At 68.6% G+C, this 11,941-nt stretch carries 9 protein-coding genes; 5 read left to right on the top strand and 4 right to left on the bottom strand.

The window, feature by feature from the left end; all coding sequences use genetic code 11:
* Nucleotides 1-328 precede the first annotated feature (328 nt).
* Nucleotides 329-1,585 carry an erythromycin esterase family protein gene (locus MMA15_RS23925; protein WP_241062212.1) on the top strand — a complete coding sequence of 419 codons (1,257 nt, stop codon included), beginning with the start codon at nt 329-331 and terminating at the stop codon, nt 1,583-1,585.
* Nucleotides 1,586-1,859: 274 nt separating this feature from the next.
* Nucleotides 1,860-3,203 (top strand): M14 family metallopeptidase, encoded by a 1,344-nt coding sequence (locus MMA15_RS23920; RefSeq protein ID WP_241062211.1) that lies wholly within the window; start codon nt 1,860-1,862, stop codon nt 3,201-3,203.
* Between the two features lie 260 nt (nt 3,204-3,463).
* Here MMA15_RS23920 and MMA15_RS28325 read toward each other — a convergent pair whose 3' ends face one another.
* Nucleotides 3,464-4,960, bottom strand: coding sequence for a mannitol dehydrogenase family protein (locus tag MMA15_RS28325; RefSeq protein ID WP_241062209.1), 1,497 nt, complete (start codon nt 4,958-4,960; stop codon nt 3,464-3,466).
* A gap of 542 nt (nt 4,961-5,502) precedes the next feature.
* Between MMA15_RS28325 and MMA15_RS23910 the strand changes: the two genes are divergently transcribed.
* The 3 genes from MMA15_RS23910 to tgmC all read left to right on the top strand — a co-directional run bounded on the left by MMA15_RS23910 (nt 5,503) and on the right by tgmC (nt 8,931).
* Complete coding sequence (locus MMA15_RS23910; RefSeq protein WP_241062208.1) at nt 5,503-6,747, top strand: BtrH N-terminal domain-containing protein; 1,245 nt, start codon at nt 5,503-5,505, stop codon at nt 6,745-6,747.
* Nucleotides 6,748-7,435: 688 nt separating this feature from the next.
* Nucleotides 7,436-7,798 carry an MvdC/MvdD family ATP grasp protein gene (locus MMA15_RS23905; RefSeq protein WP_241062207.1) on the top strand — a complete coding sequence of 121 codons (363 nt, stop codon included), beginning with the start codon at nt 7,436-7,438 and terminating at the stop codon, nt 7,796-7,798.
* On the top strand, nt 7,795-8,931 hold the full coding sequence (gene tgmC, locus MMA15_RS23900) for an ATP-grasp peptide maturase system methyltransferase (protein ID WP_241062205.1): 1,137 nt from the start codon (nt 7,795-7,797) through the stop codon (nt 8,929-8,931). Before MMA15_RS23905 ends, tgmC begins: the two co-directional genes overlap by 4 nt.
* A gap of 19 nt (nt 8,932-8,950) precedes the next feature.
* On the opposite strand, the gene MMA15_RS23895 is transcribed toward tgmC, so the two are convergent.
* From MMA15_RS23895 to MMA15_RS23885, 3 genes are all read right to left on the bottom strand, one after another.
* Nucleotides 8,951-9,850: a MerR family transcriptional regulator gene (locus MMA15_RS23895; RefSeq protein ID WP_241062203.1), complete on the bottom strand. Its 900-nt coding sequence runs from the start codon at nt 9,848-9,850 to the stop codon at nt 8,951-8,953.
* Between the two features lie 152 nt (nt 9,851-10,002).
* The gene (locus MMA15_RS23890; protein WP_241062201.1) at nt 10,003-10,584 is read right to left on the bottom strand and encodes a putative glycolipid-binding domain-containing protein; all 582 of its coding nucleotides are present in this window, start codon (nt 10,582-10,584) and stop codon (nt 10,003-10,005) included.
* A 151-nt stretch (nt 10,585-10,735) separates the two neighbouring features.
* Nucleotides 10,736-11,851 carry a hypothetical protein gene (locus tag MMA15_RS23885; protein WP_241062200.1) on the bottom strand — a complete coding sequence of 372 codons (1,116 nt, stop codon included), beginning with the start codon at nt 11,849-11,851 and terminating at the stop codon, nt 10,736-10,738.
* Between the last annotated feature and the right edge of the window lie 90 nt (nt 11,852-11,941).

Below are 11,941 nucleotides of genomic sequence, written 5' to 3'. Positions count from 1 at the left end.
TCAGAGCCCAGCGCGAAAAAGACCGCGAATAGGACAGGGTTCCCGCTCGAAATCCAGCCGTCAGGTGCCGCCGGATGGGATCTCCGTCTCCGATTCCCCTATCGCGTTCGAAGCCGGGGAAATGGAGTCGAATCCGGGGAAACGGTGCTGGATTTGACTCGACACCAGGGAGCATTGGATGCCGTATCAGCTCGACCGACGTCGGTTCCTGCCGCTGCTGCTCACACCGGTGCTGGCGTGCACGGGCATGGTGGCGACAGTACTCCCCGCACAGGCGAGCCCTGCCGGGGACGATCCCGTGCCTGCTTTGAACCGGCACGCTCACACGTTGCGATCCACCGAACCGGACGGCGACGTCGGCGACTTGGAGCCCCTCGGCCGGATGGTCGGTGACGCCCCGGTGCTGGGACTGGGCGAAGCCACGCACGGCTCACGGGAGTTCTTCACCATGAAGCACCGTGTCTTCCGGTACCTGGTCAAGGAGAAAGGGTTCACGACGTTCGCGCTCGAGACGGGCTGGAGCGCGGGACTACGGCTCAACGACTACGTCCTTCACGGAAAGGGCGACCCGCGCGAGATCATGCGTGAGGAGTTCCCGAAACAGACACCGTGGAACACCCGCGAATACCTGGACCTCGTCGAATGGATGCGCACCCACAACGCCCGGAGCGGGAACAAGGTCCGGTTCATGGGCGACGACATCAACTACCCCACCCTGGGTGAGGAACTCGTCGACAGGGTGACCGCCTACATCGAGCGCAACGCGCCGACGAAACTGCCGGCGTTCGACACCCTGTACAAGAAGTTCCAAGCCTTCTCCGACATGAACGCATACCTGCGCCAACCGCTGTTCCAGCGCCGGGCGATCGCCGGTCGGGTTCGCCAGGCGCTGGAACTCCTGCAACGGTATCCGGGTTCGGATCCGGAGGAGTTCGCCTCGACCGTGCAGCACGCGCGTTCCATCGCCCAGACCGCCACCTGGCTTTCCTACGATCTGGAGACCACGGACGGGCTGAAACGGGCCCTGCGGTATCGCGACGAGGCCATGGCCGACAACACCGTCTGGTGGCATCGGCAGACCGGGCACAAGATTCTGCTGTCCGCTCACAACGGACACGTCGCCTACCAGAGCGACCGACCCGAGTGGTACCCCAAGACGCAAGGAGCCTTCCTGCGCGAGCGTCTCGGCACGCGATACGTCAGTGCCGGATTCACCTTCAACGAGGGCTCGTTCAACGCCATGGGAGCGGACCGTGACTGGAAGCCCTTCACGGTCGGACCCGCGAAGGCCGGCAACAACGAGCACACCCTGCACCGGGTGCGTCCCCAGGACTACTTCCTCGACATGCGCACCGCGCCCGCCCCGGCACGCGCCTGGCTGGACCAAGCCCGGCCCACCCGCAGCATCGGCACGGACTACCCCGACCCCGAGAACATGGTCACGCTGGGACGGTCCTACGACGTCTTGATCCACCTGCAACGCATCAAGGCGTCGGACCTGCTTACGCGCTCGGGTTCGAACGGAACCTCACTGCCGGGCCCGGCACTTGAGGTGGACGCGCGGGCCAGGGCAGAGACGTCCTGATCGGCCAGCCACGTCACCATCCCCTCACCGCGCGGACGGCGTCGCCGCTCTCTACCGGGCCCCCCGGACTCCTCCCCCACCGAGTTCCGTGACGCTCTCGTGGCCAACGCCACGAGCGAGAAGGCCCAGGACCCGATGGCCGGTTCCTCGAACAAGCTGCTCCGCAGCTTGTTCTGAGTCAGGATCTATGCACGACACGCATCGCCAGACCCGAAGCGCGCGGACGCCATCCGCGCACCTCGGGGCACCCCCCACTCCCGATCCAGGAGTTGCAATGCGATTTCGCATATTCCGAAAACCGACCAACACCCTCATCGCGCTGCTGGCGGTGGTTCTCACGGGGACGCTCATAGCCACCGCGAACGCCACCGCCTCGCCCCCGGACCGGCCGTCCAACACGGCCGCGGACGAAGACATCAGGCAGTACGAGATCCATGGGCCCTCCAGCGCCGCCGACCGCACGGCACTCGCCGCCACCGGCGTCTCGCTGGACGAAGTCCACGATCACTCCGTGGTCGTCAGCGCCGACTCGGCCCAGGCCGGCAAGTTGCGCAAGCTCGGGCACAAGCTGAAGAAGCTGAGCGGGCCTCCGGCCCGTACAGGCGGACAGGCCCGCAAGCCCGGCGACTTCCCGCCCGACGACTCCGGCTATCACACGTACGCCGAAGCGATGAAAGAGATCGACAAGCGCATCGAGCAGCACCCCGAGATCATGAGCAAGAAGGTCATCGGCAAGTCCCACGAGGACCGGGACCTCATCGCCGTCAAGATCAGTGACAACGTCAAGAAGGACGAGGATGAGCCCGAAGTCCTCTTCACCCACCACCAGCACGCCCGCGAGCACCTCACCGTCGAGATGGCGCTCTACCTGATGCGTGAGTTCGGTGAGGACTACGGCTCGGACGACCGGATAAAGAAGGCCGTGGACGGCCGCGAGATCTGGATCGTCCCCGACCTCAATCCGGACGGCGGCGAGTACGACATCAAGTCCGGTTCCTATGAGAGCTGGCGCAAGAACCGGCAGCCCAACTCCGGCTCCGATCAGGTGGGCACGGACCTGAATCGCAACTGGGACTTCAAGTTCGGCTGCTGCGGCGGCTCTTCGGACGACCCCGGCGACGAGACCTACCGAGGCAAGTCCGGCGAGTCCGCACCGGAGGTGAAGGTCGTCGCCGACTTCGCACGCTCCCGGGTGGTCGGAGGCAAGCAGCAGCTCAAGGCGGCCATCGACTTCCACACCTACAGCGAGCTGGTGCTCTGGCCCTACGGGTGGACCAAGGACGACACCGCCGAGGGCCTCACCCAGGACGACCACGACGCGTTCGAGGCCGTGGGCAAGAAGATGGGCAAGAGCAACGAGTACACCGCCGAGCAGTCCAGCGACCTCTACATCACGGACGGATCGATCGACGACTGGCTGTGGGGTGACCAGAAGGTCTTCGCCTACACCTTCGAGATGTATCCGACGGGCATCGGCGACGGCGGCTTCTACCCGCCCGACGAGGTCATCGAGCGCGAGACGAGCCGCAACCGGGACGCGGTGCTTCAGTTGATCGAGAACGCCGACTGCATGTACCGGTCCATCGGCAAGGAAGACAAGTACTGCAAGGACAAGTGAGTCGCCGGCGACGAGGACGAGGGGCCGGGCACGTGCTTCACATGCCCGGCCCCTCGTCCGTTCGCCGGGCACAAGCGCATTCGTACAGCGCTACCGCGTAGTCCAGGTCCCCGGCCTCCCGTTGAGCCCTGGCCAGGTCGTGCCGTGCGTCGAGGGTGGCCGGGCCCCAGGCTGCCGAGCACGAGGTGTACGCCTACGTGATCAGAGCAACGGCCTGGGCGAACCGGCCCTGCCCACCGGGGGCTTCCGGCTCGACCGCGTCACGAACCGGTCGCCCTCTGGACGATCTTCCGGTACGTCGCCCGCGCGCCCTCGCCGTGCAGCATCGCGAGGGCGTCGGTGTAGGCGGCGCGGAAGGTCCGATCGGCGGCGAGGTCCCCGAAGAGGGACTGGTTCTCGATGAAGGCGACGGGGTGGGCGCGCTGCCGCCGTGCGGCCTCCTGGCGTTCGGCGGCGAGCCGGTCGACGATCCCGAATGGCTCGCCGTCCTCCGATATCCCCTCGGCGTAGCGTGCCCAACTCGCGCAGATCGCGGCGGAGATGCGGATGCTGCGGCCCGCGGCGAGGTTCTCCCGGATCACCGGCACGAGCCACTTCGGAATGCGGTCGCTGCCCTCCGCGCAGAGACGGGCGAGCGTGTCGGCGACCTCCACGTTCGAGAAGCGCTCGAAGAGGGTGTCCTTGTAGGCGCCGAGGTCGACTCCCGTGACGGGCAGGGTCGGTGTCCCCTCCTGATCCATGTAGCGGCGGACGAGGGCCCGCAGATCCGGGTCGGCCATGGCCTCGTGGACGTACCTGTGGCCGGCGAGATATCCGAAGTAGGCCATGGCCTGGTGGCCGACGTTGAGCAGGCGGAGCTTCATCAGCTCGTACGGGGTGACGTCGTCGACGACTTCGACACCGGCCTGCTCGAACGGCGGTCGGCCGTTGCCGAAGTCGTCCTCCAGGACCCACTGGAAGAAGGGCTCGGCCGGTACGGGCCACTCGTCGTCGACGTGGTAGGCGCTTCGGATGTGCTCGCGGTCGGCGTCGCTGGTGGCCGGGGTGATGCGGTCCACCATCGAGTTGGGGAAGGAGACCTCGGCGCTTATCCAGTCGGCCAGGTCAGCGTCCTGGAGGCGGGCGAAGGCGATGATCGTCCCGCGTGCCACATGGCCGTTGCCGGGGAGGTTGTCGCACGACATGACGGTGAACGGCGGCAGTCCGGCGGCCCTGCGGCGGCGCAGCCCCGCCACGATGAGCCCGAATGTGGAGCGGGGGGCTCCGGGATGTGCGAGGTCGTGCTGGATGTTCTCGTCGGACGGGTCGAACTCGCCTGTGGTCTGGTCGATGTGGTAGCCGCCCTCGGTGACGGTGAGGGAGACGATCCGCACCTCGGGGCGTGCGAGGCGCTCGACGACGGCGCCGGGGTCGTCCGGGGCGTAGAGGTAGTCGATGAGGGAGCCGATGATCCGGGCCTCGCGTGAGCCGTCGGGATGGCGGAGTTCGAGCGTGTAGAGGCCGTTCTGCGCGGTGAGGACGTCCCTCATGCGTGCGTCGGAGGGCAGGACTCCGACGCCGCAGATCCCGTAGTCGCGGGCCAGCCCGTCGGCCAGCAGCCGGTCGATCGCCATGGCCTGATGGGCGCGGTGGAAGTTGCCGACGCCGAAGTGCACGATCCCCGCGGTGAGTTGAGTCCGGTCGTAGCGCGGTGCTTCGGGGGCGCCTTCCTCGCCGGTGGTGATGGAGGCGGTGTTGTCGAGTCGAAAGGCAGTCACGGGGTCTCCGGATCGACGTGTGGGTGGTGCTGTGTCGCCTTGCACGGGGCGGGAGTCCACTGTCGCGGGTGGGAAGTCCGCTGTCGCGGGCCGGGTTCGCCGTTACAGGCCGGGGGTTCGACCGTCGCAGGCGGGGCTTCACTGTCACGGACCGGCCCCCATGGACGTACCTCCCCCGGGATGCCGGGATGCCGGAGCCTTGAACGATGCTGGGCGCCGCTCGGTCCTCGACGCTCCCCAGCAGCTCGCTCCTTCGCGGCGTGATCAGGGGCGGCACGCCAGCGGTCCGCCTCGGGGCCGGTCGAACGGATACGGACAGACCCTCGCGCTCCACCGGAACGGCTGTCTACACTGCTGCCCCGGCGCCACCCGTGCGCCCGACCTCCTGACCCGGCACTCACGCTGCCGGGCGGCGCGGAGGCGAAGGTGATCTCCCTGTCATCGCGGGTTTCCGCTCTGCCTCGTTGTCTCCACTCCTTTCCTCGGCGACGGTGGCGGGTTCGCGTGAGGGGCTCGCATCGTCCGCCCTGAAAGGACCCGCGATGACCGAGCAGCGAGCGCTGAAGAAACTGGTGCGGCAGCGGATGGCCCGCACCGGCGAGACGTACACGACCGCCCGCCGGCACGTACTGGCCCACGCCGCGCGGGCCCAGGCGCCCGCCCTGCCCGGCGGCGCGCTCTACACCGAGTTCGGAACGGACCAGCACCACGACGCGTCCCTGATCCGCCATGCGCTCGGCAGCACGCACGACGAGGCGCTGATCGCCGGGCTGGCCGGCGGCATCGGTTTCATGTACTTCGTCTTCGAGTACAAGAACACGCCGCCGATGCTGACCATCGTCGCCCAGCACCACCCCGAACCATGGGTCCCTGCCGCCCTCGACCGCCTCGGCGTCCCCTACACCGAGCAGCACAGCGGCAAGCCCCGCTGGGACCGGGTACGTGCCGCCCTGGACGACGGCCACCCGGTCTTCTGCACGGTCGACAAGTCACGCCTTCCGTGGCACGGCATGGAATCGGGCTTCGGACAGGACCCGTACAACGTGGTGCTCGCCGGGTACGAGGGCGACACCCTGTACGTCGACGACGAGTCGGCGGCGCCGCACACCATCGGCACCGAGGAGTTCGGCGCTGCCTGGTCGGCACACAAGAAGGGCCGCCACCAGATGATCGTGCCCACGGGCCCGCCGACCGGCGAGCCCGACGTCGCAGGCGCCGTCGCGACGACGACAGCACATCTGACCGGCCCTGTGCTGGGCAACAGCTTCGACGCCAACTTCGGCTTCTCCGGCATGGACAAGCTCGCCGCCCAGCTCCGCGACACCAGCACGAAGACCGGCTGGGAACGCCGCTTCAACCGCGCGGCACCCTTCGGCCGCGCCGTACAACGCCTGTACGAGTGCCTGGAGACCGAGTACACGGCCCCCGCCGGTACACGCCCCCTGTACGCACGCTTCCTGGAACAGACCGGCCGAACGGAGGCTGCGAAGCTGTTCCGCGAATCGGGCCGCGGCTGGGAGCAGTTGGCCGCCCTCGCCCTGAAGACCGTCTCGGAGGCGGGCGACTACTCCGAGATCTGCGAGGAACGTATGCGCCTCCTGATGTCCCACGAGTCCCCGGACCCCGGCCGACTCCGCGCCCTGGAGCTACGCGCGGACGAACTCGCCGAGAAGCAGGGCCACTTGGACGAGGCGGCACGTCGCGAACTGTTCGACGAGATGGCCGCCATCGTCGAGTCGTGCGCGGCGCTGGAGCGGGAGGGGGTGCGGGTGCTGGCGGAAGGCTGAGTGCTTGGGCTCGCCGGCGCGGCCGGGCTGCCAGCGTGGGCGGCCGGCCGCGCCGCGGTCCAAAGCCGGCCGCCCTCCGGGTAACGGGACTTCACAAGTCCAGGGAAGGGAAGAGAAGAGCAGGACCAAGCAGCTTCCCGGAAAGATCAATTCCGCACCTGAAGCGGGTCCGGAGTTCAGATCCGGCCGCCTTGTCCCGTACACATTCAGCAGCGTCCCCTTCCGCTAATCTGCGGCAGTGACGCCTTCTCGCGACAAAGTGAGCGTGCGTCCTGCTATTTGACGCCCCCTCAGCTCGCGACGGAAGTTCCGGGAAATCTCTCGTCCAGTAACGGCACGTCTTCCCCGATCTGCCCGCAAAGCAGCGTCGTCTGCACGCGTCCCAGTCGTGACCCCGCAGCTCCGGCGCCACGGGGGCAGGCGCCCGTGCGGAGGCCGGTGTGATCGGCCGGAAGGGGCCTGTCGCGGCACCACGCCACGCCACACACTGGGGCCTCGGATATCAGGCAGAGACGGGAGGTCCCGGTGAGTACGCGAACTCGCAGACCCTGGGGGCTGACCCGGATGAAGCGCTTTCCGGCCACGGCTGTTCTGAGTGCCGCGGAAGTCGTGCTGGAACGGACACGGTCTCACCGTTTGGGTCGAGGCAGTCGAACCCGCGGAACTGGACGCCGGAGTCGGCCACACGATGCATCTGTTCCAGCAGTACGTGGACAAGGTCGCTGACATCCGGCTGACCGTGGTCGGCGACCGGATGTTCGCGGTGCGGATCGATGGTTCTCCGGGTGTGGACTGGCGACGTCACTACGACGACCTCACCTACACCCTGATCAGCACGCCGCCGGAGGTGGCGATGGCTGTGCGCGACTATCTGGACGTCTTCGGTCTCGCCTTCGGCGCCTTCGACTTCGGACTCGATGCCACGGGTGTCTGGCATTGGTACGAATGCAACCCGAACGGGCAGTTCGCCTGGTTTCCTGACGCCATCACCGGCAGGATCACCGCCACTATCGCCGACCATCTTCAGCATCCGGACCGGGAACGCCCATGAGCAGCATCACCCTGCGCCAGGAACTCGTCGACGAACTCGCGACCCGAGGACACCTCACAGATCCCGCGTGGCGGGCGGCAGTCGAGGCCGTGCCCCGTGAACTCTTCCTCGGAGACGCCGTCTTCAGGCCCGACGGCACCCGGTGGAAGCCCCTCCGCCGTAACGCGCTCGGCGACGAGGAATGGCTGCGCCTGGCGTACTCGGACAGCACCTGGGTCACGCAGATCGACGGCATCGGCGCCGCGGAGGCATCGGGACCGCTCTCCGGGCGGCCGACCTCCTCCAGTACCTTGCCGTCGCTGGTCGTCCGGATGCTCGAACTCGCGGGCGTCGGCGCCGGGGAGAAGGTGCTGGAGATCGGTACGGGCACGGGCTACTCCACGGCGATCCTGAGCCACAGACTGGGAGACCGGCTCGTCCACTCCGTCGAGTACGACCCCGAGTTGGCCGGTTCGGCGGCCCAACGCCTCCACTCCGCCGGGTACTTCCCCGACTGCGTGGTCGGCGACGGCCTGCGCGGCCACCAGAACGGCGCCGACTACCACGCGATCATCGCAACGTGCGCCGTCCGCAGCATTCCCCCGTCGTGGCTCTGGCAGCTTCACGACGGCGGCAGCATCACCACGACCATCAGCGGCTGGATGCTCGCCTCCGGTCTGATCCGTCTCGCTCTCGACGAAGAAGGCGTCGCCCGGGGCCGGTTCACCGGCGATCCCGTCACATACATGCTGGCCCGGCCGCATGAACGTCCGCCGCGGCCCACGTTCTACCAACATCCCGGCTCCACCCGGCGTACGGACATCGCGCCGGATCTGCTGGACGACTGGACCGCGCACTTCGTCGCCCAACTGGGCGCGCCCTCCGCCGAATTGACGCGTTCCAGCGACGGCGGCGCCGCCCTTGTCGACGTCGCGTCCGGATCGCAGGCGTGGACCGAACCCGACGGCGACGGATGGCAGGTCCACCAGGACGGCCCGTTACGCCTGTGGGATCAGGTCGAGGATGCCCTGACGGCCTGGCAGGAGCAGGGTTCGCCGGACCAGGCGGCGTTCGGCATGACCGTCACGGAGTGGGAACAGACCGTCTGGCTGGGCGATCCGGACGACGGCCCTCGGTGGCGCCTTCCGACCTGATCCACCTCGAAGGTCCCCGTCACGCCTGCTGAAGCTCCGCCCGCAACGCCCGCCGCAGCCAGGCGTACTCCTCGGCTCGGGACGAGTGGGGACCTCGCCCCCTCACGGTGAGGAAGAGTTCCCGGAAGCGCTCCGCTCCCGCGTCCAGGCCCGCCTCCAGGGCTTCGAGGATTTCGGCGCGATCCGCGTCACGGAAGAGGTCGGTCAACACCGCTGCCGCGTCCGGCCCTTCGGGGTCCACGCCCCGCTCGCGGGCCACGCCTACGACCTCCACCACGCGTCTGGTGAACCAGATGTGGCCGCCGTCCGAGCGCGGCGGGCTCAGCTCGAGCATCCTGCGCATGCCCGCGCGGAAGTCCTCGTCCTGGATGAGTTCGGCCAGACGCAGCCAGGCGTCGACCTGATCCGTGGTGGGGTTCTCGGGCAGCTCGATGGGTGAGCGCTCCAGCCGGTCGGCCATCTTCGGTGCCATATCGAGCCCTTCGGACACCTCCCTCATGAAGTCCTCGATGATCTTTCGGCGTTCGTCGACTGAGAGTCGTGCGAGTCGGTTCATCAGTGCTGTCTCCTCGGCGGTCGAACCGCGCTGTGCGACGGTGGAGAGGACGGCCCGGCTCAGCCGCAGGGCGCGTATCCGGGCGTCGAGAGCGGCGACATGCGCGGCGGCGACCTCGGCGACCGTGGCCTCGCTGCGCACGATCCGGCTGACCTCGTCCAGCCCGAGCCCCAACTCGCGCAGTGTGCATACGAGTTCGAGACGCGCGACGGCTTCGGGGCCGTAGAGCCGGTAGCCGCCCTCGGACCGCCCCTCGGGTGTGAGCACGCCGACGTCCGACCAGTAGCGGATCGTCCGTACGGCGACGCCGGTCCGGTCGGCGAGCTGCCCGATCGTGAGAGGTTCCGGGTGTTCGTCACTCATACGGGGAGTGTGGACCTTCCAGCGACTGGAGACTCAAGTCCCGGCGGCAGGCCCTCTTTCCCGGCGGCCTTTGCCACGGGCTCCGCTTCCCGCCGTACGAGCGCGAATGCGTTGCTACGGGCCGGTGCAGAGCTGCCACGAGCCCGGCCGCCTCACATGACGCGAATCGCGATCCCCGGATATTCGCGTACGAGGCCCGAGCTGTCGAACGTGAGGCGGCAGCCGAAGTCGAAGGCGGGGGCGGCGTATTCGTAGCGGTGGTGGCCCGACTTGGCGCTGAGGGGCTCGTAGGTCTGGTCGAGGCGTTCGGCGGTGAGGTCGGCCGCGCGTACGTACACGGCTGGGGCCTGGGTCGGGGAGCCGTCGGTGAGGCGGAGGCGGCGGACGGGAAGCGAGTTGGTCATCGCGGAGGATTCGAGATCGACGTCGCGGCATCCGTCGAGGTCGGGTGAGACGCGGCCGTCGATCTGCCAGTGGCCGGCGCCGTCCGTGACGATGGACGTCCTGCGGAGACCGGATGCGGAGCGGCCGGAGATGTGGGCGGTGCGTACGGCCCAGGCGGCGTCGAGTTCGAGCTGATAGTCGACGATCCAGGTACGGCCGTCCTCCACGGCGGTCGTGCAGCCGTAGATGTTCAGACCGTCGTCGGACGGCTCGAAGTAGACGACCTCGAAGCCCGAACGGGCCTTGATGTGCTGCCACGCGGCGGTCTTCGGCGGGTCACGGAAGTCCATGCCGGGCGCCCTCCTCCTGGATCGCGGGGCACCATCCTGACCTGCGGCCATGGGCACGCCGAGGCGGCTCGCCGAGTGGTGCGGCGGCACGGAGGCCGCCGCACCGGACGCTTCGACGGCTGGGACTTGAACGGCTCGGAGGGCGCCGCGGTCAGACGGAGTGGCGGTCGAGTCCGGCGCGCTTCGCCCTCGCCTGACGCTCCTCCCCCGCCTCGTCCCGCCATGGCTTGAACTCGTCCCAGTCCAGGGGCTGCATACACATCAGTTCGCCCGTGCCGGGCACGAGCAGCACCCCGCCGAAGACCTCGTCACCGGCGAACCAGGCGCCCTCGGCGATGCGGTCCGGCCACCGGGGATGGCCCATCGGTTCACGGGCGTGCATCTCCGGGGACTCCAGCCCGTCGCAGCCCATGACCAGGAAGCGCCGTCCGTTGCGCCACAGGTCCAATCCGTAGACGGGGGTGCGGAATTCGAAACCGTAGACGTTGAGTACGCGGGCGCACTGGCGTACCCAGCGGAGTTGGTCGAACCAGTAGATGGTCGCCAGTACGACGCCGAACAGGCCCACGCCGATGAGCGGGATCAGATACGTCGCCCATGTGCTTCTGGTGACCAGCGGCAGCGCCATGATCGCGAGGAAGGAGAGCACGAGCACGACATAGCGCTTCAGCAGCGCCGCGTAGAGGAAGTTCACCGCGCCCTTGCGGTCGGTGCCGTCGGTGGCGTACGGGGCGGGGGTGCCGCGGGACGGCCTGCGCAGCACGTAGCGCACCGCGATGATCTCCAGCAGTACGCAGCCCAGCAGCCCCGGTATCGCGAGGAAGACGAAGTCGTCGCTGGCCACGAAGAGGGTGAGCGCATAGGAGGCGGCGGCAGCGAGCGCCCACAGCACCTCTGGTCTCAGGGGCACCGCGCGCTCGGGGGCCCCGGTGGGGGCGGGAACGGGGACCGGCGAGGGCCCCGGGGCGGAGGGGGGCGGCGCGGCGGTCTCGGAAGAGCCCGCTCCCGCCGGGGACTTGGCTGTCTCGCGGGCGGCACCTGCCTCACGTGATTCGCGCGCCTCGCGGGGCTCGGACGCCTCGGGCGCCGCGCCCGCGCCGGGCGAAGGGGCTCTCCCTGCGGAACGGCCCGCCCGGGACTGCGCCGGTACGTCCTTGGACGGCGCACCGGCACCGGGCCGCGGAGGTGCGGCACCCGGGGGCGGGCCCGCCTCGGCGGGCACGGTGGCCGCCTCTCCCTCGTCACGTTCGAGTGAGGTCTCTGGCATGACATCTTCCTGTTGATGGTCCGCAGTCACCGAAACACCGTTCCTCACTGCCCTCAGCCGCGGAGCCGGTGTGCCGGCCCCATGAATCCC

It is taken from the genome of Streptomyces marispadix, assembly GCF_022524345.1.
Lineage (GTDB): Bacteria > Actinomycetota > Actinomycetes > Streptomycetales > Streptomycetaceae > Streptomyces > Streptomyces marispadix.
The sequence above is the reverse complement of the archived record's forward strand: the minus strand, read 5'-3'. Positions and strand labels throughout refer to the sequence as shown.